Annotated in this window: 21 protein-coding genes; 15 read left to right on the forward strand and 6 right to left on the reverse strand. The window is 56.0% G+C overall.

The window, feature by feature from the left end; genetic code table 11:
- Window positions 1–511: 511 nt before the first annotated feature.
- Together ACIGG6_RS14455 and ACIGG6_RS14460 are read left to right on the forward strand one after the other, a co-directional pair.
- The gene (locus ACIGG6_RS14455; protein ID WP_399845305.1) at window positions 512–1,066 is read left to right on the forward strand and encodes a response regulator transcription factor; all 555 of its coding nucleotides are present in this window, start codon (window positions 512–514) and stop codon (window positions 1,064–1,066) included.
- A 217-nt stretch (window positions 1,067–1,283) separates the two neighbouring features.
- On the forward strand, window positions 1,284–1,964 hold the full coding sequence (locus ACIGG6_RS14460; protein WP_399845306.1) for a response regulator: 681 nt from the start codon (window positions 1,284–1,286) through the stop codon (window positions 1,962–1,964).
- A 102-nt stretch (window positions 1,965–2,066) separates the two neighbouring features.
- Here ACIGG6_RS14460 and speB read toward each other — a convergent pair whose 3' ends face one another.
- Complete coding sequence (gene speB, locus ACIGG6_RS14465) at window positions 2,067–2,990, reverse strand: agmatinase (RefSeq protein ID WP_399845308.1); 924 nt, start codon at window positions 2,988–2,990, stop codon at window positions 2,067–2,069.
- Window positions 2,991–3,141: 151 nt separating this feature from the next.
- Here speB and ACIGG6_RS14470 point away from each other — a divergent pair, with 151 nt between their 5' ends.
- From ACIGG6_RS14470 to ACIGG6_RS14495, 6 genes are all read left to right on the forward strand, one after another.
- Entirely contained in the window at window positions 3,142–4,065 is a 924-nt protein-coding gene (locus ACIGG6_RS14470; protein WP_399845310.1) for a LysR family transcriptional regulator, read from the forward strand.
- Between the two features lie 226 nt (window positions 4,066–4,291).
- Entirely contained in the window at window positions 4,292–5,863 is a 1,572-nt protein-coding gene (locus ACIGG6_RS14475) for a Re/Si-specific NAD(P)(+) transhydrogenase subunit alpha (protein ID WP_399845313.1), read from the forward strand.
- A gap of 16 nt (window positions 5,864–5,879) precedes the next feature.
- A complete protein-coding gene (locus tag ACIGG6_RS14480) occupies window positions 5,880–7,322 on the forward strand; it encodes an NAD(P)(+) transhydrogenase (Re/Si-specific) subunit beta (protein WP_399845315.1) in 1,443 nt (480 codons plus the stop codon).
- A gap of 237 nt (window positions 7,323–7,559) precedes the next feature.
- Window positions 7,560–9,716, forward strand: coding sequence for a catalase/peroxidase HPI (katG, locus tag ACIGG6_RS14485; protein WP_399845316.1), 2,157 nt, complete (start codon window positions 7,560–7,562; stop codon window positions 9,714–9,716).
- Between the two features lie 139 nt (window positions 9,717–9,855).
- A complete protein-coding gene (locus tag ACIGG6_RS14490) occupies window positions 9,856–10,044 on the forward strand; it encodes a hypothetical protein (protein ID WP_054641039.1) in 189 nt (62 codons plus the stop codon).
- Window positions 10,037–11,557 (forward strand): sodium:solute symporter family protein, encoded by a 1,521-nt coding sequence (locus tag ACIGG6_RS14495; protein ID WP_399845318.1) that lies wholly within the window; start codon window positions 10,037–10,039, stop codon window positions 11,555–11,557. The genes ACIGG6_RS14490 and ACIGG6_RS14495 overlap by 8 nt, the downstream gene beginning before the upstream one ends.
- A 41-nt stretch (window positions 11,558–11,598) precedes the next feature.
- Here ACIGG6_RS14495 and ACIGG6_RS14500 read toward each other — a convergent pair whose 3' ends face one another.
- The 3 genes from ACIGG6_RS14500 to ACIGG6_RS14510 are packed head-to-tail and all read right to left on the reverse strand — an operon-like array spanning window position 11,599 to window position 13,981.
- The gene (locus tag ACIGG6_RS14500; RefSeq protein ID WP_399845320.1) at window positions 11,599–12,531 is read right to left on the reverse strand and encodes a biotin-dependent carboxyltransferase family protein; all 933 of its coding nucleotides are present in this window, start codon (window positions 12,529–12,531) and stop codon (window positions 11,599–11,601) included.
- On the reverse strand, window positions 12,528–13,232 hold the full coding sequence (gene pxpB, locus ACIGG6_RS14505; protein ID WP_253504872.1) for a 5-oxoprolinase subunit PxpB: 705 nt from the start codon (window positions 13,230–13,232) through the stop codon (window positions 12,528–12,530). The genes ACIGG6_RS14500 and pxpB overlap by 4 nt, the downstream gene beginning before the upstream one ends.
- A complete protein-coding gene (locus ACIGG6_RS14510; RefSeq protein ID WP_289125416.1) occupies window positions 13,229–13,981 on the reverse strand; it encodes a 5-oxoprolinase subunit PxpA in 753 nt (250 codons plus the stop codon). The genes pxpB and ACIGG6_RS14510 overlap by 4 nt, the downstream gene beginning before the upstream one ends.
- Window positions 13,982–14,344: 363 nt before the next feature.
- On the opposite strand from ACIGG6_RS14510, the gene ACIGG6_RS14515 reads away from it, so the two are divergent.
- The 5 genes from ACIGG6_RS14515 to ACIGG6_RS14535 all read left to right on the forward strand — a co-directional run bounded on the left by ACIGG6_RS14515 (window position 14,345) and on the right by ACIGG6_RS14535 (window position 18,474).
- Window positions 14,345–14,503, forward strand: coding sequence for a hypothetical protein (locus ACIGG6_RS14515; RefSeq protein WP_253504867.1), 159 nt, complete (start codon window positions 14,345–14,347; stop codon window positions 14,501–14,503).
- 5 nt (window positions 14,504–14,508) lie between these two features.
- Window positions 14,509–15,498 (forward strand): LysR family transcriptional regulator, encoded by a 990-nt coding sequence (locus ACIGG6_RS14520; protein ID WP_089675853.1) that lies wholly within the window; start codon window positions 14,509–14,511, stop codon window positions 15,496–15,498.
- Window positions 15,499–15,515: 17 nt separating this feature from the next.
- Window positions 15,516–16,505: a TRAP transporter substrate-binding protein gene (locus tag ACIGG6_RS14525; RefSeq protein ID WP_089675852.1), complete on the forward strand. Its 990-nt coding sequence runs from the start codon at window positions 15,516–15,518 to the stop codon at window positions 16,503–16,505.
- Between the two features lie 77 nt (window positions 16,506–16,582).
- Window positions 16,583–17,146 carry a TRAP transporter small permease gene (locus ACIGG6_RS14530; protein WP_044629684.1) on the forward strand — a complete coding sequence of 188 codons (564 nt, stop codon included), beginning with the start codon at window positions 16,583–16,585 and terminating at the stop codon, window positions 17,144–17,146.
- Between the two features lie 23 nt (window positions 17,147–17,169).
- The gene (locus ACIGG6_RS14535; protein WP_253504864.1) at window positions 17,170–18,474 is read left to right on the forward strand and encodes a TRAP transporter large permease; all 1,305 of its coding nucleotides are present in this window, start codon (window positions 17,170–17,172) and stop codon (window positions 18,472–18,474) included.
- A 9-nt stretch (window positions 18,475–18,483) separates the two neighbouring features.
- On the opposite strand, the gene ACIGG6_RS14540 is transcribed toward ACIGG6_RS14535, so the two are convergent.
- Window positions 18,484–20,013 carry a sensor domain-containing diguanylate cyclase gene (locus tag ACIGG6_RS14540; protein WP_399845322.1) on the reverse strand — a complete coding sequence of 510 codons (1,530 nt, stop codon included), beginning with the start codon at window positions 20,011–20,013 and terminating at the stop codon, window positions 18,484–18,486.
- A 219-nt stretch (window positions 20,014–20,232) separates the two neighbouring features.
- Here ACIGG6_RS14540 and ACIGG6_RS14545 point away from each other — a divergent pair, with 219 nt between their 5' ends.
- Together ACIGG6_RS14545 and ACIGG6_RS14550 are read left to right on the forward strand one after the other, a co-directional pair.
- Complete coding sequence (locus tag ACIGG6_RS14545) at window positions 20,233–22,932, forward strand: bifunctional diguanylate cyclase/phosphodiesterase (RefSeq protein ID WP_399845325.1); 2,700 nt, start codon at window positions 20,233–20,235, stop codon at window positions 22,930–22,932.
- Window positions 22,933–23,000: 68 nt separating this feature from the next.
- On the forward strand, window positions 23,001–23,702 hold the full coding sequence (locus ACIGG6_RS14550) for an HAD family hydrolase (protein ID WP_399845326.1): 702 nt from the start codon (window positions 23,001–23,003) through the stop codon (window positions 23,700–23,702).
- Window positions 23,703–23,780: 78 nt separating this feature from the next.
- Here ACIGG6_RS14550 and ACIGG6_RS14555 read toward each other — a convergent pair whose 3' ends face one another.
- Window positions 23,781–25,172 carry an alpha-amylase family protein gene (locus ACIGG6_RS14555; protein WP_399845328.1) on the reverse strand — a complete coding sequence of 464 codons (1,392 nt, stop codon included), beginning with the start codon at window positions 25,170–25,172 and terminating at the stop codon, window positions 23,781–23,783.
- Window positions 25,173–25,301: the final 129 nt, after the last annotated feature.

The raw sequence follows: 25,301 nt of genomic DNA on the forward strand, positions 1-25,301 counted from the left end.
TCGGAGAAGGTGATCTGATCCATGGCAGCACTGAACCCTATGCAGTTGACGATGTTCGTATTATCGCTGAAGGCAGAGACTTTTTCAGAGCCTCCCTAAACCTGTTCTTAACTGAGTCGCCAATAATGACACAACAAAATGCGCTGAAAAGGTTTTAAACAAACGGCTTGTTGAGATGAACTCATACACCCCGAATACGGAGCATTTCGTTAAAAATAATCTATGATAATAGGATCAACACGCTGTATGCTGATTTGGTAACATCTATACTAATTTTTTAATAAAAATTAACATTTGTTTGATCAAGGTGTGCTGGTATTTTTTAGTGTGGATAGGGGGTTTTGTGTAGGATTTTTTGATTCATAGAGGTTTTTTAAGCGCCAATGCTACGGTGGCAGCGTGACTTCTAGCTTTGCAATATGGGAGGTGTGTATTTATTCGTCAGTCACACGAAGCGTCTTAATGGCTAGGACGCACCACGGCATAAAGAAGCATTGATGGAGGTGCGTGAATGAGGCCGCACGACAATTCTGAGTCATCTATCAGGGTGGTGGTGGTCAATGAGAGCGGCTTTATTTGTGAAGGGCTCTCGCGAGTCATTGAGCGCTTTAAAGGTATTGATGCGGTGGCAAGCCTACAACGCCCTCAAGATTTAGGCGATGTAGCACAACAGTTGCGTGCCGATGTGGCGTTAATTGATGCGCAATTTCCTAGTCAAGCCGGGTTTGAGGCTGCTCGTCGGCTGGGCGAGAGTGGCGCTAAAACGCGAGTGGTCATTCTCTCAGTGAATCCTAGCCTTGCCGAAGTAGAGCGAGTATTGCAATCTGGCGCGCATGGCTTCCTTTTACGAGAAGCTGGCGTCTGTGAGCTGGAAACTGCGCTTCATGCCGCAGTGAGAGGCGAAAAATTTCTATGCCCGACGATTCTCCAGCGGTTGCCTGAAGGCCTGACAATTGACGCTATGGCTCGTGGTGACAGCTTGCCAGCCGGGGCTGCTCAAGCACGCTACTCAATAGAAGATATCCTAAGCAAAGCACTTAAATTAGGTATTTTGCAACAGAAATAATAACCAGGGTTTTTGCTTATACTGACTTTCTAATCACTGAGTTACCTTGCGGCACAAATTAGCTCAGCCGGTACTGCGGGACTAGATCTTCCTAACTACCGTATTAGGATTAGGAGGTGGGCATTCCCTAGACCGATAAAATGATAACGATGAACCCGTGCGAGTGAGGGGGTTCTACTGCAGGTTTTCACCTTATTAAGGTCTGTGGCATATTTCCATGAAACGTTCAGAAAATACCATCCGGATATTACTAGCCGATGAACATCGCTTAGTATGCTCTGCGGTCAGTTCCCTTATCGAAACCTTCGACAATATGACGGTAGTCGCCGAGGTAAGCTCTGAGCAACAACTCATGAGAGAGGCTGCCCATTATCGAGTAGATGTTGCTCTCATTGATTCAGCGGTAGTCGCTTTAAGTGGTTTGGAATCATTGACATACCTCACAGATCTTTGCCCAGGTATCCGGATAATCGTGCTTTCCACATATTCTAGCGATAATTTTATCCGCCGCCTGCTAGAAGTGGGCGCCTACGGCTTTCTGCATAAGAACGCAGATGTCAGTGCGCTGGAGACCGCCATTCGAAAAGCGGCTGATGGGGAGCGTTTTATATTCACTGCGATGGGGCCGGAACGGTTCCTCAATGCAACCTCTATGGTGGGAGTGGCCTCCGCCCATAGAAGTCCGCTGACAACACGCCAAAGCGAGGTGTTGCAGTTAGTTGCCAAAGGGTACCGTAGTAAGGCGATTGCGGATCAGCTGAACGTTAGCATCAAAACCATCGAAACTCATCGAGCTGACATCATGCGTCGGTTAGGGGTCAGGCACACCGCTGGCTTAGTGCACGAAGCCATCCGGCTAGGGCTGCTGGCTTCTCCCCAGGGCCACGAAGAGCCTTAGCAGCCCCTACATTATTATGTCTTGAGGGCTTCCATAGCCGTCTTATGTGGTATGGATTGACTAGTGAAGCCTTCATATCGAGCTTGGCTATGTCTGCGTTATTTATACAATGCGCTTAGACGCCGCCAGCACATACAAAAACTCCAGCCCCAGCGTAGCTGCAGCAAGTGATGTAATGTCGCCGTGGTCGTAGGCGGGGTTCACTTCCACTAAGTCCATACCCACCAGCTCCATACCCACCATGCCGCGCATTACTTTCAGCATCAGATCGGTGGACATACCGCCGCATACTGGCGTGCCGGTGCCCGGCGCAAAGGCGGGGTCCAGGCCGTCGATATCCAGCGTCACATAGGCTGGGTGATGGCCTACCCGAGCACGAATCCGCTCCAGTACCGCCGCAGGGCCATGGTCGTTCACCCAATCAGCATCGAGCACTTCGTAAGGGTGGTTGTTGCGGTCATAGCTGGTACGAATACCGATTTGCAGCGAATGCTCCGGTACGACCAAGCCTTCTTGTAAGGCATGGTGGAAAATGGTGCCGTGGTCAAAGCGCGTGCCTTGCTCATAGGTATCGGTGTGGGCATCGAAATGAATCAGTGCCAGCGGGCCATGCTCGCGGGCATGAGCGCGCAGCAGCGGCAGGCTGATGTAGTGGTCGCCGCCCAGCGTCAGCATTTTCTTGCCCGCTTTCAACCAGCGCATGGCGTGGGTTTCTAGGTTGTCTACCAGGCTTTCCGGCTCGCCGTAGGCGTAATCCAGGTTGCCGGCATCGCACACCCGCAGGCGCTCTTCCAGAGCAAAATCCCACGGCCAGCGCTTGCCTTCCCAAATCAAGTTGGCGGTGCTTTGGCGAATGGCGTTCGGCCCCATCCGCGTGCCAGAACGGCCAGAGCACGCTAGGTCAAACGGTACGCCGCTAACCACGACTTCAGCATCGGTGGCGTTGGGATCGGTAGCTTTGGGCACGCCCATAAACGTGGAGATAACGTCACCAAACAGGCTGGGCATGATCTGAGATGGGGTCATCTAACGTGTACTCCTATGGTGTGCAACAGTAAGAAAAGGGTGGCAAGCGCGAGCGGGGATGCTCAAGGAAGCGCGACGATAAGGAATTTTTCGCGATGAATGAAATGAATGTTTAGAATGAAATCATTCACACTATGAATAGTGAGGTGCTATGCGTTCGCTTCGCCACTTTGATCTAAATCTTCTGCTGGTGTTTGAGACGCTGATGCGCGAGCGCCATGTGACCCGCGCCGCTGAGAAGCTCCATTTAAGCCAGCCAGCGCTAAGCCATGCCCTCAAGCGCCTGCGTGAAGCGTTGGGTGACCCGCTATTGGTACGCACCGAGCAGGGCCTGCAGCCAACGCCCAGAGCGCTCACACTGCTGCCAGTGGTGCAGCAAGCCTTAGCCGCGCTTCAGGAAGGCCTCGCGCCGCCTGCCATCTTTGCCCCAGCGACCAGCACCCGGCGCTTTACCCTGGCGACTACCGACTACTTTGAAGAAGTCATGTACCCAGCGTTTCTTAGCCAACTGCTGGGCTATGCGCCGGGCATTAGTTTCTCCATTGAGTTGATTACCCCGGAAGTGCTTAGTGAGGCATTAGAGCAGCGCCAAGTAGATATGGTGGTGGGGCTGGATAGCCAATCATCGCTACCCAGTGGCGTGTTGCAAACGCCCTGGATGCATGAAGAGCTGGTGTGCCTAGCCGCCCAGCAGAACCCTCACGTAGGCGATGCCTTGGCGCTAGAGGAGTTTGCCCGCCAGCCCCATGTGGAGCTTGCCGATATCAGCGGCCTGCTGCCCAGCCGCATTGAGAGCTGCCTAGCCCAGCATGGGCTGAGCCGCCGGGTGATCTCGAAAAACCTCAACTACATCGCCGCCGCGCGGGTGGTGGCGCTCACCGATGCCATTATTACCTTACCCCGGCAAATGGCCGAGCGCTTTGTCGCGATGCTGCCCGTTCGCATGGTTGCCCCACCTGAAGAACTACCCGCCTTAACCATGACACTGATCCAGCATAGTCTCTACGCCAATGCCCCTGAAAACGTGTGGCTCTATGACGAGCTGACCGCGTTTGCACAGAGTGCTAGCCGGTAGAAAAATGACGTGTATGTAGTTGTGTTGTAGATAAACAACATAGTTGAATCAAAGGTTGAATGGTCACTGGCGGGCTCGGCATTAGATCCTAAACTGCTATCTGGCGCATTTTTTCGCGCAATAGTGAATAGGCAATAGTGAGTAGACAGCGCCCAAAGACGCTAGGGCAACCACCCAGCTGCAAGGGATTGGGCGCTGAACGCGGACAAACCAAGGGAGAAAGCGTGTGAAAATAGGCGCACCGAAAGAGATTGCTCGGGGAGAAGCGCGAGTCGCGTTGACCCCCGAGAGCGCAAAGCAACTTCAGAAGCTTGGCCATGAATGCCTCATCGAAACAGGTGCCGGCCTGGCTGCGGGTTTTAATGACGACACTTATCGCGACGCTGGCGTGACGGTGGCGGAGAGTGCCGACGCGCTTTGGCGCGACGCTGAGGTGGTCATTAAAGTCCGCGAGCCCTCTGATGAAGAGGCCGAGCGGCTGCGTGAAGGTCAAACGCTGATTGCCTTCTTCTGGCCCGCGCAAAACGAAGCGTTACTGGAGAAGTGCAAAGCTCAAGGCGCTACCGTGATCGCGATGGACATGGTGCCGCGTATTTCCAGAGCGCAGAAGATGGATGCGCTCTCCTCCATGGCGAACATTGCGGGCTACCGCGCAGTCATTGAAGCGGGCAATAACTTCGGCCGTTTCTTTACCGGCCAGGTGACCGCCGCAGGCAAAGTACCGCCTGCCAAGGTATTGGTCATCGGGGCTGGGGTGGCAGGTTTAGCGGCGATAGGCACCGCGACCAGCTTAGGGGCGGTAGTGCGCGCCTTTGACGTGCGCCCTGAAGTTTCTGAGCAGATCGAATCCATGGGCGCTGAGTTCCTGTTTCTCGATTTTGAGGATAGCCAGGACGGCTCCGAGAGCGGTGGCTACGCGGCCCCCTCAAGCCCTGAGTTCCGCGAAAAGCAGCTGGCGTGCTTCCGCGAACAGGCGCCGGAAGTGGATATCGTCATCACGACTGCGCTGATTCCCGGCAAGCCTGCGCCTAAGCTGTGGCTGGAAGATATGGTTGCTGCCATGAAGCCCGGCTCGGTGATTGTAGACTTAGCCGCCGAGAAGGGCGGCAACTGCGACTTGACCAAGCCCGACGAGCGCGTGGTGAGCGATAACGGCGTGGTGGTGATCGGCTATACCGATTTCCCCTCGCGCATGGCGACACAGGCCTCTCTGCTCTACGCCACTAATATTCGCCATATGCTCACCGATCTCACCCCGGAGAAAGACGGCGTTATCCACCACAATATGGAAGACGACGTGATTCGTGGGGCCACGGTGACTCACCAAGGGGAGATCACCTTCCCACCGCCGCCGCCCAAGGTCAAAGCCATTGGCGCGGCCAAGCCGAAGAAAAAAGAGAAAGCGCCGACTCCAGAAGAGAAGAAAGCCGCTGAGCTTGCCACCTTCAAAGCGCAAACGAAGAGCCAAGTGACCATGTTGGCAGTGGGCGGCGCGCTGATGCTGCTACTGGGGTTAGTCGCTCCTGCCTCGTTTATGCAGCACTTTATTGTCTTCGTGCTGGCCTGCTTTATCGGCTTCCAGGTGATTTGGAAAGTGAGCCACTCGCTGCATACACCGCTCATGGCGGTCACTAACGCCATTTCCGGTATCATTATTTTGGGAGCGATCCTGCAGATTGGCTCGGGCAGCGCGGTGGTTAGCGTGCTGGCGGCTATTTCGGTGTTAATCGCATCAATCAATATCGTGGGTGGCTTCCTGGTAACACGCCGGATGCTGGCCATGTTCCAAAAATCCTAAGCGGCGGAGAGACGATATGTTAGAGCAAGGATTCGTATCTGCCGCAGCGATTGCGGCAAGCGTGCTGTTTATTCTGTCGCTGGGCGGCTTGAGTAACCAGGAAAAAGCCAAACGGGCCGTGTGGTACGGCATTGTCGGGATGGCGCTAGCGGTGTTTTTCACTGCGTTTGGCCCGGGCATTGGCGGCTATTGGTGGCTCATCCCGATGATGCTGATTGGCGCGGGCATTGGGGCCTACGTGGCGGGTAAGGTCGAAATGACCGAAATGCCTCAGCTCGTGGCTGCGCTGCACAGCTTTGTGGGCTTGGCAGCGGTCTTCGTTGCCTGGAGCGCAGACCTGGAGCGTCGCCGGGTGATGGCAGCACGTGCCGCTGAAGCATCGCTGGACCAGTTCTCCGCCTTTGCGGCACTGGTGGCGACCAAAGCCCCCGATGAGCTGATGTTTCTGCAAGTTGAGGTGGTGCTGGGCATCTTTATCGGCGCGGTAACATTCACCGGTTCGGTGATTGCCTTCGGCAAGCTCGCTGGCAAAGTGGATGGCAAGCCAAAGCAATTGCCCGGCGGCCATATGTTGAATGCCGGTGCGGCGGCGCTGTCGCTGCTGTTGGCGATTATGTACCTCAACGGCGCAGGCTTCTGGACGCTGCTAGTGATTGCGGCGCTGGCGTTCTTTATCGGCTACCACCTGATCATGGGCATCGGCGGGGCGGATATGCCAGTGGTGGTCTCTATGCTGAATAGCTACTCCGGCTGGGCGGCGGCGGCAATTGGTTTCACGCTCTCCAACGACCTGCTTATTGTGACCGGTGCGCTGGTGGGCTCTTCCGGTGCGATTCTCTCTTACATTATGTGTAAGGCGATGAACCGTAACTTTGTCAGCGTGATTCTAGGCGGCTTTGGGGGCACGAAAGGGCCTGCTGCCGAGATTGAAGGCGAGCAGGTGTCGATTGATGCCAATGGCGTTGCCACGGCGCTTAACGATGCCGATAGCATCATTATCGTGCCGGGTTACGGTATGGCGGTGGCCCAAGCGCAAACGGTGGTGAGCGATTTAGTCCGCAAGCTGCGCGCCGCTGGCAAAACCGTCCGCTTCGGGATTCACCCCGTGGCTGGGCGCTTGCCAGGGCATATGAACGTACTGCTGGCGGAAGCCAAGGTGCCCTACGATATCGTGTTGGAGATGGATGAGATCAACGACGACTTTGCCAGTACCGACGTGGTCATCGTCATCGGCTCCAACGACATCGTGAACCCTGCGGCCGAAGAGGACCCCAACAGCCCTATTGCGGGGATGCCGGTTCTCAAAGTATGGGAAGCGAAGCAGGTGTTCGTCAGCAAGCGTGGCCAGGGCACTGGCTACTCGGGTATTGAGAACCCGCTATTCTTCAAGGAGAACACGCGAATGTTCTACGGCGATGCTCGCGATAGCTTAAACGCCCTGCTACCGCTGGTGGAGTAATCAAGTAAAGCAGTAGACTGACAAGGAACGGGGCGCTCAGCGCCCCGTTTCACGTTTGATTGTTAATAGCTATCAGCTTGTTGGTTAAATGCAAATTGTGACTATTGAGTAGGTGCTTTAAAACTGTAAAACATGAATAACGCATCCGCTGACGATCTACACAGTAGCTTGCAGCAAAGATGCAGAGCATTTGTTCCCTTGGTATCGCCAAGGCATAGAGCAATAAGGGAGAGAGCTATGAGCGGTAAATGTCCTGTCATGCACGGTGGTAACACCTCGACCGGTACTTCTAACAAAGATTGGTGGCCGGAAGGGTTGAATCTGGATATTTTGCATCAGCAAGATCGCAAATCAGACCCGATGGATCCGGATTTCAACTACCGTGAAGAAGTACGCAAGCTCGATTTCGACGCGCTGAAAAAAGACGTTCACGCGCTGATGACCGATAGCCAAGAGTGGTGGCCCGCTGACTGGGGGCACTACGGCGGTTTGATGATCCGCATGGCTTGGCACTCCGCAGGCACCTACCGTATTGCTGATGGCCGTGGGGGCGGTGGTACCGGAAGCCAGCGCTTTGCACCGCTCAACTCCTGGCCGGACAACGTCAGCCTGGATAAAGCGCGCCGTCTGCTGTGGCCGATCAAGAAGAAGTACGGCAACAAAATCAGCTGGGCAGACCTGATGATTCTGGCTGGCACCGTGGCTTATGAGTCCATGGGCTTACCTGCTTACGGCTTCTCTTTCGGCCGCGTCGATATTTGGGAACCCGAAAAAGATATCTACTGGGGTGACGAAAAAGAGTGGCTGGCACCTTCTGACGAACGCTACGGCGACGTGAACAAGCCAGAGACTATGGAAAACCCGCTGGCGGCTGTCCAGATGGGGCTTATCTATGTGAACCCGGAAGGTGTTAACGGCCAGCCTGATCCGCTGAGAACCGCGCAGCAGGTACGTGAAACCTTCGCACGTATGGCGATGAACGACGAAGAGACCGCAGCCCTCACTGCTGGCGGCCACACCGTAGGTAAATGCCATGGTAACGGTGATGCCTCTGCGCTGGCCGCTGAGCCTGAAGCGTCTGACGTTGAAAACCAGGGCTTTGGCTGGGGCAACCCCAACATGCAGGGCAAGGCGAGCAACGCCGTGACCTCGGGCATTGAAGGTGCGTGGACCACTAACCCCACGAAATTCGATATGGGCTACTTCGACCTGCTGTTTGGCTACGAGTGGGAGCTGAGAAAGAGCCCTGCCGGTGCCCATCAGTGGGAGCCGATTGACATCAAAGAGGAAGACAAGCCGGTCGACGCCAGCGACCCCTCTATTCGCCACAACCCGATCATGACTGATGCGGATATGGCGATGAAGATGGATCCGACCTATCGCGCTATCTGCGAAAAATTCATCGCGGATCCGGAGTACTTCAAGAAAACTTTCGCGAAGGCGTGGTTCAAGCTGACGCACCGTGACCTGGGTCCGAAAGCACGCTACATCGGCCCGGAAGTACCGGCGGAAGACCTGATTTGGCAAGATCCGATCCCGGCAGGCAACACCGACTACTGCGAAGAAGTGGTCAAACAGAAAATTGCGCAAAGTGGCCTGAGCATTAGTGAGATGGTCTCCACCGCTTGGGATAGCGCCCGTACTTATCGCGGCTCTGACATGCGCGGCGGTGCTAACGGTGCCCGCATTCGCTTGGCCCCACAGAACGAGTGGCAGGGCAACGAGCCTGAGCGCCTGGCGAAAGTGCTGAGCGTCTACGAGCAGATCTCTGCTGACACCGGCGCTAGCGTCGCGGACGTGATCGTTCTGGCCGGTAGCGTAGGCATCGAGAAAGCCGCGAAAGCAGCAGGTTACGATGTACGCGTTCCCTTCCTGAAAGGCCGTGGCGATGCGACCGCCGAGATGACCGACGCAGACTCCTTCGCACCGCTGGAGCCGCTGGCCGATGGCTTCCGCAACTGGCAGAAGAAAGAGTACGTGGTGAAGCCGGAAGAGATGCTGCTGGATCGTGCGCAGCTGATGGGCTTAACCGGCCCGGAAATGACCGTGCTGCTGGGCGGTATGCGCGTACTGGGCACCAACTACGCTGGCACCAAGCATGGTGTATTCACCGATCGTGAAGGCCAGTTGACCAACGACTTCTTTGTGAACCTGACCGATATGGGGAACAGCTGGAAGCCGGTAGGTAGCAACGCCTACGAAATCCGCGACCGTAAGACCGGTGCCGTGAAGTGGACCGCCTCGCGGGTGGATCTGGTATTTGGTTCCAACTCGCTGCTGCGCTCTTACGCAGAAGTGTACGCCCAGGACGATAACGGCGAGAAGTTCGTCAAAGACTTCGTCGCCGCCTGGACCAAAGTGATGAACGCCGACCGTTTCGACGTCGCGTCGTAAGTCAGCAACGGTTCGTCGTACTATCTAAGGCACCCCTAGCGGGTGCCTTTTTTTGTATGCGTGCCTGGGCATCGCTGGTTCGTCAGCTTTGCTACAGTAGCGCATGCTTTCCCTTTGATATAACAACACGAGATCGACGATGAAACGCAGTAAATGGATATGGCTAGTATGGGCCGTTGTCTTGTTAAGTTATTTAGTGCCTTACACGCTGTTAAGCGACGTGTCGCGATGGTACGGCAGCTTTTTGTTTTGGGCCGTGGCCGGGGTGGCCATCATTGCTCTGAACGTGTTTATTACGACAGATTTTAAGGAGCATAGCGATGACTGAGTCGCTCATTTGGTGGTCCATTGCTATCTACTTATTAGTGGCCATAGGCATTGCTATTCTGTCGCGCCAACGCCCGGCGAAAGGCGGTTCAGAAAGCATGTCCGGCTACTTTTTGGGTAACCGCCAAATGAACGGGTTTGTCTCGGCGCTGAGCTACAGTGCCACGACGTATAGCGCCTTTATGATGGTGGGCCTGGCTGGCCTGACCTATGCGGGCGGCGTGGGCGCGCTCGGTTTTGAAATCATCTACTTTGCCGGTGTCTCACTGGTGGCGGTTTTCGGCCCTAAGTTCTGGGCGGTCGGCAAGAAGTTCGGCTACGTGACGCCCAGCGAGATGTTGGGCCACCGCTACCATAGCAAGCAGGTGGCCATGGCCGTGTCGATTGCCAGCTGTATCTTCCTGATCCCTTATTCCGCCGTTCAGCTCGCTGGTGTCGGCTACCTGTTGCAGGGTATTACTGATGGCGCCATTACCTTTACCACCGGGGTCGTGCTAGCCACGGTGATCGCCATTTTCTTCTCCTATATCGCGGGGATTCGTTCGGTCATGTGGACCGACTCGCTCCAGGCCATCATGATGATTGTGGCCTCTACCCTGGTAGCCTTTCTGGTGATTCAAAGTCTGGGCGGTTTTGGTGCGCTCTTCGATACGCTGGCAACGGAGCACCCGCAGTCCCTGACGGTACCTGGCCCAGGACTATTCAGCTTTGTCACCTTCTTGGGGCTCACCATTCCCTGGTTCTTCTTTAGCCTTTCTAATCCGCAGGTCAGCCAGCGTCTTTTCATGCCCTCGTCGCTGCGCTCGATGCGCCACATGCTGATTGGCTTTTTGGTGTTCGGTTTTATTTACACCCTCGTTTCGGTGCTTTGGGGGTTCTCGGCTTTGGCTGCTTTCCCTAGCCTAGAGCGCGCCGATTTAGCCACGCCCACGCTACTGGCCTCAGAGTTTGTGCCGCCCGTATTAGGCGTGATTGTGATGATCGGTATTATGGCCGCCGCTGTTTCCACGATCGATTCAATCATGCTGACTCTGGCGTCCATGGTCTCCCGCGACGTCTATTCCAACCTCAAGCCGAACGTCAGTGAAAAGCGACAACTGCTGGTGGGTAAGTGTGTGGTGCCGGTGATTGCACTGATGGCGCTGGCCTTCGCAGAGCTGCAGCTTGACCTGATTGCGGTGCTGTCGGTGGCCGCCTCGTCGGGCTTGGTGGCTATGGTGCCTGCGCTGATCGGTGCTTTCTATTGGAAGCGCGGCACGGCTGCCGGTGCACTGACCAGCGTGGTGGGTACCAGCGCCTTTGTGCTGCTGATGTATGCCACCGGTAACTCGTTGCTGGGCCTGCCTGCCGGTGTATGGGGCATTGTGGTCGCGAGTGTGCTGTTTGTTGGCGTTAGTCTTGTGACCAAGCCTCATCAAGACTCTACCGATGCTTTCTTTGCCGCCATCGCGGAAGAGTTGGGTAAACAGCGCCGCCCCGCCAGTGACCCAACGACCAAGCAAGCGGCTCATTAGGCACCCTATCGATAAAAGCCCCTGATGAGGGGCTTGTCAGCTTACTGCCACTGCAATAACTGCGCTCTGTAGGCCGCCTGCGCCTGCGTCGCACTGATGGGCTGCAAGCGCACCTTGGTGCCCGGTAAACACTGAGCGAGGCGGGCGCAGGCCATGGGTGTTAAAGCACCCAGGCGCGGGTAGCCACCGATGGTTTGGCGATCGTTCATCAGAATGATCGGCTGGCCATCGGGAGGAATCTGCACGGCTCCTAACGGAATGCCTTCAGAGACGATGCCGCCCAGGCGGCTGTTCAGCGCTTTGCCGGTCAGTCGAATGCCCATGCGGTCAGCGCGTTGGTCCACGGTCCAGGGCTGGTTGAAGGCATCGAACAGGCTGCGCCCGGCAAAGTGCGCGGCCTGGGAGCCTAACACCATGTCCAGCACGGTGTCTTCTGCATCAGGCAGAGGAAGCTGGGTGCCTTGAGGCAACTGTCGCGACGTGGCGCTGCTGCCTTTCCAGGTGAGTTGGTCGCCGGTTTTAAGCGGTTTGCCATCTTCGTGCAGGCCGCCGATTTGCTCTCTTGCCGTGCAGGCTTGGCTGCCCAGCACTGTTGGCGCATCAAGCCCGCCAGGAAAGGCAAGGTACGCGCGCAGGCCTTTTCGCGGCTGACGAAAGACCAGCGTTTGGCCCGCTTGCATCATAAAGCTGTCGTTGGGCGTCAGCGGCTGGCCATCCAGCGTGGCGGCAAGGTCGGCTCCTGTGAGGGCAAGGCGCACGTCGCTATTGGCCACCAGCGTCAGGTTGCCGCCCATCACGATTTCCAGCGCGGCGCTCTCCAGCGGGTTGCCCAGCAGCCAGTTGGCCCAGCGGAAGGCGATCCAGTCGGCGGCACCGCCCTGAGTCACGCCTAAGTGGCCGACGCCGAAGCGGCCCGCATCTTGAATCAGCGCCAGCGGTCCGGCTTGCTTAACGGTCAACATGGGTTGGCTCATGACCGCTCCTCCAGCGGGGTCGTATCTCCCCCGGCCGCTTCAAATTCTGATTGGGATATCGCCTTAAAGCGCACTTTATCGCCCGGGCGCAGCAGCGGCTCGCCACGTTTGGCGTGCTCGAAAAGCGGCACGGCTGTTCTGCCAAGAATGTTCCAGCCGCCCGGCGAAAGCAGGGGGTAAATGGCGGTTTGCCGGTCGGCAATGCCGACGCTTCCTGCCGCCACGCGGCGGCGGGGCGTTTTTAAACGCGGCGTGGCAATGGCCTCATCAACCAGGCCCATAAAGCCGTAGCCAGGGGCAAAGCCCAGTGCAAACACGCAGTAATCGTGACTGCAGTGGCGCTCGATCAGCGCCTCGACGCTGAGCCCGGCGCGCTGGGCAACGGTGGGCAGTTCCGGGCCAACGCGCTCGTCGTACCATACGGGGATTTCGTGGAGCTGGCCCTGTTGGGCATCGGCGGGCGTTAAATTGCGCAGCGCGCTGCGCGCGAGCGTTGAGGCTTGAGCAAAAGTGAGCTTCTGGCAGTCGTAGTGCACCAGCAGGGTGGTGTACGACGGGATAAGATCAATCAGCGCGTGATCAAAGGCGCGCCGCAGCGCCTCGTCAGCGGCCATGATCCACGCCATATTAGTTTCATCAATGGCGTCGAACAGGCGCACCGTCAGGGCGTCCATCGCCGCCGTTTCTAAGCGCAGTTTCACGCGGACTCCAGCGCCGTAAAGGCCTCACGAATGGCACGCACGGCGGCCACGGATTCGGGGTTATCGCCATGCACGCAGAGCGTGTCGCAGGGCAACTGCAAGGCGCTGCCATCCCGGGCGGTCAGCGCTTCGCCTTTGGCCAGGGCAACGGCTTGGGCGACGATGGTGGCTTGGTCGTGATGCACAGCCCCCGGCAGGCGGCGAGAGGCGAGATGCCCAGTGGCCTCATAAGCGCGGTCAGCGAAGGTTTCAAACCACAGCGTCACGCCCATTTTTTCCGCTAATTGACGATGCGGCTCTGGGTTGGCGGTGGCCATCACCATGAGCGGCAGGCGGGCATCGAATGCCTTCACGGCCCGCATGGCACCTTCCAGCAATTCCAGATTGGCAGCCATGTCGTTGTACATCGCCCCGTGGGGTTTGACGTAGCTCAGCGCGGTGCCTTCCGCTTGGCAAATGCCTGCCAGCGCGCCAATTTGGTAGAGCATCATGTCTTCCACTTCGGCAGGAGAGCAGGCCATGGAGCGGCGGCCAAAGCCCATTAAATCCGGGTAGCCGGGATGCGCGCCGATCTTCACGCCGTGCTGGACGGCAAGCGCCACCGTTTTACGCATCACATGGGGGTCTGAGGCGTGGTAGCCGCAGGCAATGTTGGCACAGTCAACGTAGGGCATAACATCAGCGTCTAAACCAATCGACCAGTTGCCGAAACTTTCGCCCATATCGCAGTTAAGCAGCGGAATCGCCATAACGTCTCCTGCAGGGTTGCGTGTTGTTAGTGATTGATATCGCGATTGATTAGTCAAATAAGTACAAATATTGGCTAATCATGTTTATTACATAATAAGCGTGTTTATGTTTGTGCTATCGCAAAAATAATATATGGAGCCTGCGTCACAAGTGCCAATCGTTTTTAGCGATATTAAGTATCGGTGCTTCCTATCATGCTGTTATTTAGTGGAAAAATAGTTGACGCTAGGGCGCTATACGATTATCAACTAAAGAAAGCGACTCAAAAAAGATTACAAAAGAGACGCCCTTATCCGCCTGATGTAGCGCCGTTGCGCCACCAATAAAAATGGCAATGAAAGGGTGATCTCGAGGAGTACCACATGCGGTTGCCAGCCCCGCGACAGCATGTCCGTGCCCAACACGGCATGTTGCACTTACATTTGCATATCAACGCCTCACGATGGGAGACCATGGTGTGTGGCGTGGTGGAGGCGCTTGACGCTGTGCTTCCCGTGAATGCTTCATTACAGGCTGGTTAAGCACGATGCTGGATTTTAAGGAACTCGACGCCTTTGTTTGGGCGGTGAAACTTGGCTCTTTTCGTAAAGCGGCGGTGCGTTTACACATTACGCAACCGTCGATATCTGAGCGTATCTCGCGTTTAGAGAGCACGGTGGGCGAGCTACTGCTTGAGCGCTCGGCGCGGCCTATTCAGCCTACTATGCGTGGTAGGGAATTCTTCCTGCATGCCGAACGTATGCTGGCCCAGCGCGATGAAGCCCTCAAACTTTTCGATAGTGAAGAAGACTTTTCCGCCCCGCTGCGCCTGGGAACGATTGAAACCATTGCCCACAGTTGGTTCCCCACGTTTATGCAGCGGCTCACCGAGCGCTACCCGCGGTTGATTATTGAGCTCACCGTGGATTACTCCCCGGCGCTGAACGAGCGGCTGAACAGCAATGAGCTGGATATTCTGCTGGCCATGAACGGCTACCTGCCTTCAGAGCAAATTGACCATGAGACGCTCAGCCCCTATGAAATGGGGATGTTTGTTTCACCTCGACACGCCCAGATGTTAAGCAAACGCCCCGATGCTTGGCATTCAACGCTGCCATTTATCTCCTTTGGCAAGCTGGCGCGTCCGTATGAAGAGTTAGTAAGTTATTTAGCCGACCAAGGTGTTCAACAGCCGCGTATTCATAGTGTGAGCACGCTGATGACGATTGTGCGTTTAACCACGGAAGGGCTGGGTATCGGCGCGCTACCAGTAGCCACTGTGCTGGATGAGTGGCGGCGGGGCGAGCTGTTCCGTTTGGCGCTTCCCGCGCCACTACCAGCCATGCACTATGATGTTATTTGGCGCAGCGCAAATCATCCTCGTTTCTGCCGTGGCGTTGGCCGCTTGGCGCAGGAGTGCGCGCTAGAGTATGCCGCTGAAAAGCATACCGAGATTACTAACACGTGTTTTACCGGATGCTGGGTAACACCTAGCGTCCCTTCCTCCACCCCTAAGGCAACACCTCCATCAATATGAATAAGAGGATTTTTTCTATGCGTACTCGCATTGCGACCCCACTGCTTCTTGCCACTGCATGCAGCCTTGCGGCGGCATCCACGGCCCATGCCGCAGAGTGGACCATGGCCACCCCTTATGGGGACGCCAGCTTCCACACCCAAAACACCAAGCAATTTGCTGAAGATGTGGCAGAAGCCACTGACGGCGAACTCACCATTACCGTACACAGCGGTGGGGCGCTGGTCTCTCACGGCGAGATCAAACCCTCTGTGCGTCGCGGAACGATCGATGCCGGTGAGGTGTTCCTGTCGATTCTCTCCAACGACGACCCGATTTTTGAAGTCGATACGCTGCCCGGTGTGGCCGGTAGCTACGATGATGCCTATGCGCTGTGGGAAGCCACTAAGCCGATGATTACTGAGCTATTCGCCTATGAGGGGCTGATTCCGCTCTACGCCGTCGCATGGCCTGCTCAGGGCATTTATACCGCCGAGCCGCTGACTGACCCAGCCCAGTTTGATGGGCTGCGCGTACGCGCACCAAACATCAATACCCAGCGCTTCGTTGATAACCTGGGCGGCAGCCCGACCGAAACCGAAGAGTCGGATATCCCCACTGCCTTCAGCACTGGCCGAGTAGATGCCATGATTACTTCAAGCTCCACCGGTAACTCCATGGCCGCGTGGGACTACGTCACCGACTACACCGACGCCAACCTGTGGCTGCCGAAGAATATCGTGTTTATCAGCCAGCGCAGCTTTGACCGCTTAGATGAAGCCACTCAAGAAGCGCTGATGGAAGCAGCGGCGCGTGCCGAAGAGCGTGGCTGGCAGATGAGCCGTGACAACAACGATGAAAGCCTGGCAGCTCTGAAAGAGAACGGCATCAGCGTGTCCGAGCCTAATGCTGACGTTGCCGCCGCGCTGCAAGCCGCAGGTGATGAGCTATTTGCCGATTGGCAGTCCCGTGCGGATGACGAAGCCAAGCAAGCGCTGGAAACGTATCGTGCCCAGCGTAGCAACTAACCTTCCGGTGCTGTGTTAATCCTCGGGGGCAGCCTGTGTGCTGCCCCTTTCTCCACGCGCTCTGTGAGACTGCGAACATGACGTTTAAATTCGACAAACTCTACCGCCTCGGTGCCTGGGGCGCAGCAGCGTGCATGGTGGCGATTTGTGCGCTGATCGCGCTTCAGGTCACTTTCCGTTTAGTGGATGCGCTATTGGTATTGGTCGGCCAGGAGCGGCTCGGTGTCAGCATTACCGGCGTCTCGGAAATGGCCTCCTATTTATTGGTAGGCGCCACCTTTCTTGGGTTGGCCTACACCTTTGTTCATCATGCCCATATCCGCGTGACCTTACTGATTTCACGCCTGCCTTCTGCGGTGCGCGTGTGGTTTGAGGTGTTTGGGCTGATTATTGCGCTGGTTATCAGCGTACTACTGGCCTACGGCCTGATTGGTTTGGCGAGGGAAAGCCTAGAGTACAACGATGTTTCGTCGGGCTTTTTGTCGATTCCCCTGTGGATCCCCCAGGTGGTGCTGGCCGTTGGGGTAGGGCTGCTGGCCCTGGCGCTGTTAGAAGCGCTGTGGATGGCCGGGCGCATTGCCATACGCGACCCGTCAAGCTTCCGCGAAGCCACTTCCATCGACGATAACGAAGCGCATTAAGCGGCTACTCGGGAGATACCCTCGTGCTACTACTAAGTTTAGCGACTATTTTTACCCTGGTGCTGCTGCTGGGCAGCGGGGTGTGGATTGCCTTTGCCTTGATAGGCACAGCGTGGATTGCGCTGCAATTTTTCAGCCCTTTTGACCCTGGCCCGATTCTGGCCTCCGATTTTTGGGGCGCAAGCTACGGCTGGGATTTAACCGCGCTGCCGATGTTTATCTGGATGGGCGAGATTCTGTTTCGCTCGGGGCTGGCGGACAATATGTTCCGTGGACTTTCGCCCTGGTTGAACCGTCTGCCGGGCCGCTTGCTGCATACCAATATCATTGGCAGTGGCATGTTCGCGGCGGTGTGTGGCTCGTCGGCGGCTACCTGTGCCACGGTGGGCAAAATGACCCTGCCGGAACTGGAGCGCCGGGGCTACGACAGCAATATGGCCATTGGCACTTTGGCCAGTGCGTCTACGCTGGGGCTGTTGATTCCACCCTCGATTGTGCTGATCGTCTACGGAGTGGTTACGGAGCAATCCATCTCGCGGCTGTTTATGGCGGGCATTGGCCCAGGCTTGATGATCTTGGCGCTGTTCATGGCCTATTTGGTACTCTGGGCGCTGCTCAAAGGCAACCGTGACGGCCTGACAGGTGCTGACGAATCCGATATGAGCTTTGCCGAAAAGCTGCGTAATACCTGGTCGTTGGTGCCTATTTTGCTGCTAATCGGCGGGATTATCGTGTCGATTTACGGTGGGCTGGCCTCACCGACGGAAGCGGCAGCGGTGGGCGTGGTGCTGTCGATGATCATTGCTCGGTTCAACGGCCACTTTAATCGGGCGATTTTTACCGATTCGCTGTTTGCTGCGGTACGCACGGCCTGCATGATCGCCTTTATTATTGCCGGGGCGTCGTTTTTAACCTCAGCCATGGGCTTTACCCAGGTACCCATGAAGCTCGCTCAGGCGATTGGTGAAATGGGGTTATCGCCTACCATGCTGCTGATTGCGCTCACGTTGCTGCTACTCATCATGGGCTGCTTTCTGGATGGTATTTCGCTCATCCTACTGGTGACGGCGATTATCATGCCGGTGGTCAGCGCGGCAGGCTTTGACCTGATTTGGTTCGGTATCTACTTGGTGATTGTGGTGGAGATGTCGCAAATCACGCCGCCGGTTGGGTTTAACCTGTTTGTGATCCAAGGGTTAACCGGTAAGGATATTCTGACCATTACCAAAGCGACGCTGCCGTTCTTTCTACTAATGCTGCTGGCGATTGCGCTAATGCATCTCTTCCCCAGCATCGCGCTTTACCTGCCTTACGCCATGACCAGCTGATTGCTAGGGTTAATGACCGTAAACCGACACACCGCCCCGGCCAGAGCGCTTGGTGAAGTACATGCTCTGGTCGGCGGCGTCAATCAGCTCTTGCTCATTACCAAACCCACCATCGTTGAGGCAGGCCACGCCAATCGATACGGAAACGTACACTGGCTTTTGATCGACGCGTGCCATGGGGCGCTCTTGTAAGCGTCGTGTGATGCGTTCGGCAAAGCATTTAGCGCTGTCGGCATCTTCATCTGGCAAAATCACTAGAAACTCTTCACCACCGTAGCGGCCCGCTACGTCGCCTGAGCGAATGAGAGAGGTAAGCGTTTTGCCAAAATGAGTCAGCACTCGATCACCCGCCTGATGGCCGTATTGGTCGTTAAGCACTTTAAAATGGTCTAAGTCGATAAATACAACGGACATCGTGCGCTTCGTCGTGAGACAGAGATGGAAGCGCTCCCGCAACTGCTCTTCAAGCCAAGCACGGTTAGCCAACTTGGTTAGGGGGTCGATACGGCTGCGCTGCTCTAGCTTCGCATAGTCGTTTAACAATGTTTCCCGCGCCTTGTACTGAGCATCCAAGCGGGCACTGAGTGACAGAGTATGTTCAAAAAGCAGCTGTTGGGCGTTTTGAAGCAGTGCCAAACTATCTACTCCGCAGGGGGCGCTCAATCCTAAGGCGTTTGATAACGGCGGCAGCGTTTGCTGCAAGTGAGCTAATAAGCCATCAACTGCCCAGTTATTGAAGGTAGGTAAAGTACGCCACTGCCGTAACACATCTGCTAGCGCTTGCGATGGATTAGCCGATAACCACGCATCTGCGATAGGGCCAGACATACGTAAGCAAACTGCTGCCATATCGTCCGTCTCAAGGCTGCCGTGACTGTGGTAAATCGCATTGATCAATTCGTCATGCGCCCCCCACTTCGCCATTAACCATGCACCTACCAGCGTGTGGTCACAACCAAAGTAGCGCTTTTCTACCTGTATGATGTGCTGATGAGAGGAGCGGTCGTCGGCATAGAGCAGGTCAGCATCGGCGGGATAAGCCTTCTGTAGTGCCAGGATGCCAATATCTTGTAGCAACGCTGTGGTAAAAATGCTGCCTGATTGGTGAGGGCAGAGCTGTTTTGCTAGGTAGCTCGCGGCGGCCGCTGCTGTGATGGCACGCTGCCAGAAGCGTGCTCGGCTGTGTGCGTCATGGTCGTCTTCAAACAGGCAAAAACTCAACACGGTGGCGAGAGTAACATCCAAGCCTAAACGCTGGGTGGCATCGAAACAGGTATGCGAGGGCTGTGCCGTACGCAGGTAATGTACGCTATTGGCCACGCTCATTACCCGTGCAGTGAGGGCAGGGTCATGCTCTATCGCTTTGGCATAGTCGCTGCACGTAGCGTCGGCAGTGCGAGCGACATTCAGCACTCGCAGGGCTGCCGCTGGTAGAGAGGGCAAGCGCTTGCATTGCAGCAATGTACTACTAATAAAACTAGGAAGCTGGTCAGCGAGAGTGGTGTAACGCGTTTCGCTGGCGGCGGTGTTAACCGTCATATTATCTCCTTGTATGCCGTTCAGCGAAGCCGGTGGTGAGTGCCATCTGATCTGAATAGATGCTTCTAGCATATTGTGGAATATTGTGGATTCTAACGATATTGCTATGGATAGCACTGTCAATCAGTAAGGTAGCTGTTTATGGTGCAAACGTCGCTGTGCTTTGTTAAAACAGTGGCAAAGCTTAGCTGCTCTACAACGACATAAGCGAGTGCGACGATGCACACAAGGAAAGAAGCAGCAGAGATTTTTCGTCAGCTAGCGGAAGGTTTTGGGCGCAGTGGCCATCCCAACTTCTTTGCTACGCTGGTTGAACAGCTTGCTCGACTATTAACTGTGGATCACGCACTGGTGGCGGTGGTCACTCACGATAATATAGCTGAAACCTTGGCTGTTTGGTCAAATGGTGGCTTGCAAGCCAATCTCTCCTATCCCCTGGCGGGCACGCCCTGCGAAACCGTGGTGGGCCATGAGCCCTGTCTGTACGCCTGCGATGTGCAATCCCGCTTTCCAGAAGACGATCTCCTAAGCCAGCTCGGTGCCGATAGCTATATGGGGTTGCCGCTATTCGCCCCAGATGGCACCGCCATTGGTCTGCTGGCAGTGCTCCACAATCAGCCAATACAGTTTGATGGATTGGAAAATGAAATTCTGCGTATTGCGGCCGCCCAAGCTGGCGCTGAATTAGGGCGTCGCCAAGCGGAAAATGCGCTACGCAAAAGCGAGGCCGCTGCCAAAGAGAGCGAGCGCCGGCTGAACACCTTGCTCAATCACCTGCCAGGTATGGCTTACCGCTGCCTGAATAATCAAGACTGGACCATGCAACTGGTCAGCAAAGGGGCCGAGGCGCTTACTGGCTACCGGCCTGATGAGCTGGAAGCGAACCGTGTGACCAGCTTTGCCAGCTTAGTCCATAAAGATGATCAGGAACGGATATTTCTGGACATACAGGAGGCCATTTGCCAGCGACGCCCCTACCGTGTGATTTATCGGATTCGACACCGAGATGGCAGCGAACGCTGGATGTGGGAGCAAGGGCAAGCCGTTTTTAAGGAGTCAGGGGAGGTGCTCTGCCTGGAAGGCTTTATTACTGACGTGACTGACCAGCAGGAGTCACAGCGCGTACAACGCGCTGTGATGCAGGTGGCCTCGACGGTCACCTCTCGGGTAGGTGATGACTATTTTCAGCAGCTGATCGCCACATTAACAACGCTGCTGGAGGCCGATGCGGGCTTTATTGCGCTACTGGATCAGCCGGTGCCGCCATTACAGGGAGATGGCTTTCACCCTAACAACCTGCTGCCTGCCACTACAGGTCATACTGTTAGTCTAGTGGTGGATGGTCAGATACGTAAGAACTACACGTTCCTACTCCGTGACACCCCGGTGGAGGGGGTTGTGCTAGAGCAGGAGAGCGTCGTGCATCATGGGCAGCGATTTACGTTGCCGGGAGCGACGCTCAGCGCCCAGGCATGGATCGGTAGACGTCTGGATAATGCTAAAGGTGAGGCCATTGGGGTGATGATGGTGTTCTATAAAGCACCGCTGAACACCAACGCCTTCGCCACCTCGGTATTACGGATTCTCTCTACTGGCGCTGCCGCTGAGTTAGAGCGTCGCCGTGATCATCGCCATATACATCAATTGGCTTACACCGATAGCACGACTGGGCTACCCAACCGCGCACGGTTTATGGAAATGCTGTCTACTATGGGTCAGCTATCGGGGCAGCAGCGCTCTCCATTATCGTTACTGTTGTTGGATCTGCGTCGTTTTAAAGAGATCAACGATCTTCATGGTCATCAAGTGGGCGACCAGTTGCTTGCCACAGTGGCAAGACGACTACAGCACCTCGGCCTGCCTGACGTGCACTGCGCGCGCCTCTCGGGTGATGAATTTGCATTGCTATTGCCGAGCATTGAGCGTGCTAGCCTTGATGAAGTGGTTAGGCAGTTAAGTACGCTGGTTAAACGGCCTACCAGGCTTGATCACCGCATATTTAATCTGGATGTTAGTATCGGGTTCGCGCGTTATCCGGGCGATGTCGCTAGCCCAAGTGAGCTGTTCAATGCTGCTAGCATTGCGCTTCATCATGCGAAAAAGCTTGAATCTAATATCTCTCCCTATACGCAAACCATGCGCCATACGCTAGAGCGCCGCCAATGGATGACTGAGCGGCTACATTCAGCGATTTTAGAGCGCCGCTTGCAGCTTTACTTTCAGCCACAGGTGGACTTGAACACCCAAACGCTGACCGGGGCAGAGGCGCTATGCCGCTGGCACGACCCGGAGTGGGGATGGGTCAGCCCCAGTGAGTTTATTCCTCTGGCCGAAGAGCGTGGGATGATCCGCTTGCTAGGCGACTGGGTGCTTGAAGAAGCCGCCCGACAGCTCAGTGTTTGGCAGGCGGCGGGTACGCCTCTGCCGGGACGCTTATCAATTAATATCTCCGCTCAGCAGTTTGCTGACCCCCGGCTCACCACGCATATTGCTACGCTGACCTCCAATATCTCGCCCAGCGCGATTGCTCTGGAGCTAACGGAGAGCGACTTTATGCGCGACCCGGACCAAGCGGTCATTATTACCCAGGCCATGCGTCAAGCCGGGTATGCGCTGTTTATTGATGATTTTGGCACTGGCTACTCCTCGCTCTCCTATTTGCGTCGCTTTGCCGCTGATGCGCTGAAAATCGATATCTCCTTCGTGCGCGATATGCTTGATAACCATCACGATCGGGCGATTGTGCAAACGATTATCGCCATGGCAAACACATTAGAAATGAAAACCCTTGCCGAAGGCGTCGAAAGTGCCGCCCAAGCGGCACTGCTGGCAGACATGGGGTGCAACCAGGCCCAAGGCTACTGGTTTGGAAGACCGCTACCCGCCGATGAGTTCACCCGTACTTGGCTAAACGACTAGACGTCATCTTAATGTCATCACCGTTGGCATACCCTACGCGCGCCAAACCGCGACGATAGGAGTTTCCCATGCGCCTGGCCCTGTTTGACCTTGATGACACCCTCCTGGATGGAGACTGCAGCGACCGCTGGAATTTATGGGTGATTGAGCAAGGGTGGATCAGCGACGCGGAGCGCTTCATGGCGCGTGCAGAGCAGATGCAGCAGGCCTACCATGCGGGCAAGCTTAAGCTGGAAGAGTACCTCGCCATGACATTGGCTCCCTTGAAAGGGCGGCGAGTGGTCGACGTCGAAAAAGAGGTGGAGCGCTTCGTCGACACCCATTTGCAGCCGCGCATTTTCGATCAGGCGTGGCGCTGTCTGGAAAGCCATCGCAACGCGGGCGATACCCTGGTGCTGATCTCTGCCTCATCCCACCATTTGGTGGCCCCCATTGCGGCGGCATTGGGCATCGAGCACGTGCTCGCGGTGGAGCTGGAAGTCGCCACTTCGGAGGAGGGGCGTGTGTACACTGGGTGTAGCCAAGGCGTGCTCTCGTACCGAGGCGGCAAGGTGATCCGCTTTCAGCAGTGGCTAGCAGAACACGCCATCACGCCAAGTCATACCACCTTCTACTCCGACTCCCGCAATGACCTGCCGCTGCTGCAGTACGTGGATTGCGCCGTAGCGGTCAACCCCGACCCGATATTGGCCGAGGTAGCTAGCGTAGAAGGGTGGCGGCGCTTAGACTGGCGGGCATCCGCACTTGCCCAATTTGCTAAGGCAATTTAAGCGCATGGCGAGAGTTGCCAGTCGCGCCATAACGTCTCTTTGAAGGGCTCTGCTGGCAGAGACCGTTAGACGACCAGGCTATGAGGCTGGACAGGGAGCGCCGACGTGCAGGGCTGCCGCAGACATGGCGGGAACGCTCAACGTCAGTTGACCATCCTCTACCACGATACACTGTCCCTCAGCCGTCACGTTTTGATAGCGGCCATCTGCCATATCGGTTTGAAAAGTGTGGGTGAGCGCTTGCTGCTCCCGGTTAATCGCAATAAAGCCCTGGGCTTCGCGGCTGAAGGCGATTTGATGATGGCCATTATCCCACCAGTGGGTGACCTCTGCGCCTTCGGCTTGTTGGCGAAACGCTACCATATTGGCAATCTCGGGCCAGCGGTGTTCGCATACCCATGCTTCCCCACATTGGGCCTCGCCCTGCTGATAGACGGGGGCTTGCGGTGGGCCTTGGTCGCTATTAGAAAAGGCGTAGCTTGACATGACTTTCGGGTAACCATAAGGCCATGCCAGCATAAACATGTTGGCTAATCGATAGAGCTGGTCATCCCGATGCGTCAGAATATTGCTGCCGCCCGCACCGTGACCACGCTGGTTATCGTGGTTGTCGGTAAACACGATGGCTTGTTCGCTCGGCAGCAGGGCAGGCGATTCGCCAAACTGCTGAAGGTTGGCAAGGGCTTGATTGTTGAAAATATCACCAAGAGACGCGCCGTAGCGAAACTCAGTGATATCCGCCGTGCCTTGATACTCCGTGGCACTGATCGCTTCGCCCCCTAGGTCAATCACTTCCTGAAAGGCATAAAGCGGAGCGTCTACCTGCGCCAGAATTTCCGCAATATCGCTGGGTGCCATATGTTTGGCCGCATCGACACGAATACCCTTCACGCCAAGTGTCGCCAACGTGTTCAAGTAGCCCGCAATACGACTCTGTACGGTGGGGTCGCCAGTATTAAGGTCGGGCAAGCCAACTAACTGACATTGTCGAACGCTTTCGGCATTTTGCGTATAGTCGCTCTGTTCGATGCCGCAGGGTTCGTGGAAGTCGTCGCGTTGATAATGGGGATAGCTCAGTGCTTCATTGTCATAAGAGGAGCCTGCAATGCCCTGGCCCTTGCCGTGGGCAACATGGTTAATCACCGCATCCGCATAAACATCGACCCCCGCTGCGTTACAGCGCTGCACCATATCAGCAAATGCTTCGCTGGAGCCGCTGCGGCTTTCAAGTTGATAGCTGACCGGTTGGTAGCGAGTCCACCAAGCATCCCCTTGAATGTGCTCTTGTGGGGGCGAGACCTGTACGGCTTTAAATCCTTTTGGGCCTAGCCAATTTTCGCACTCCTGGGCAACATCTTCCCACTGCCACTCAAATAAGTGCACGAACGTGTCAGCGCTAGCAGGTTGCGCGGAAAGCCCTATGCTCAGTGTCGCGCTGGCAGCCAGGGCAACGGAGTATTTCGCAAACATGAGATCACCTTTGTTGTCATTGTTGCTCATAACATGACGGTATGCAGGGTGACTCAAACCCTCCTTGCGAGACTGTTAAGGGGCGTAGATAAGAGGAGGAGGGCGCCTACTTGTGGAAAACGTCAGTAA

This window comes from Vreelandella lionensis (genome assembly GCF_044543515.1).
Lineage (GTDB): Bacteria > Pseudomonadota > Gammaproteobacteria > Pseudomonadales > Halomonadaceae > Vreelandella > Vreelandella lionensis.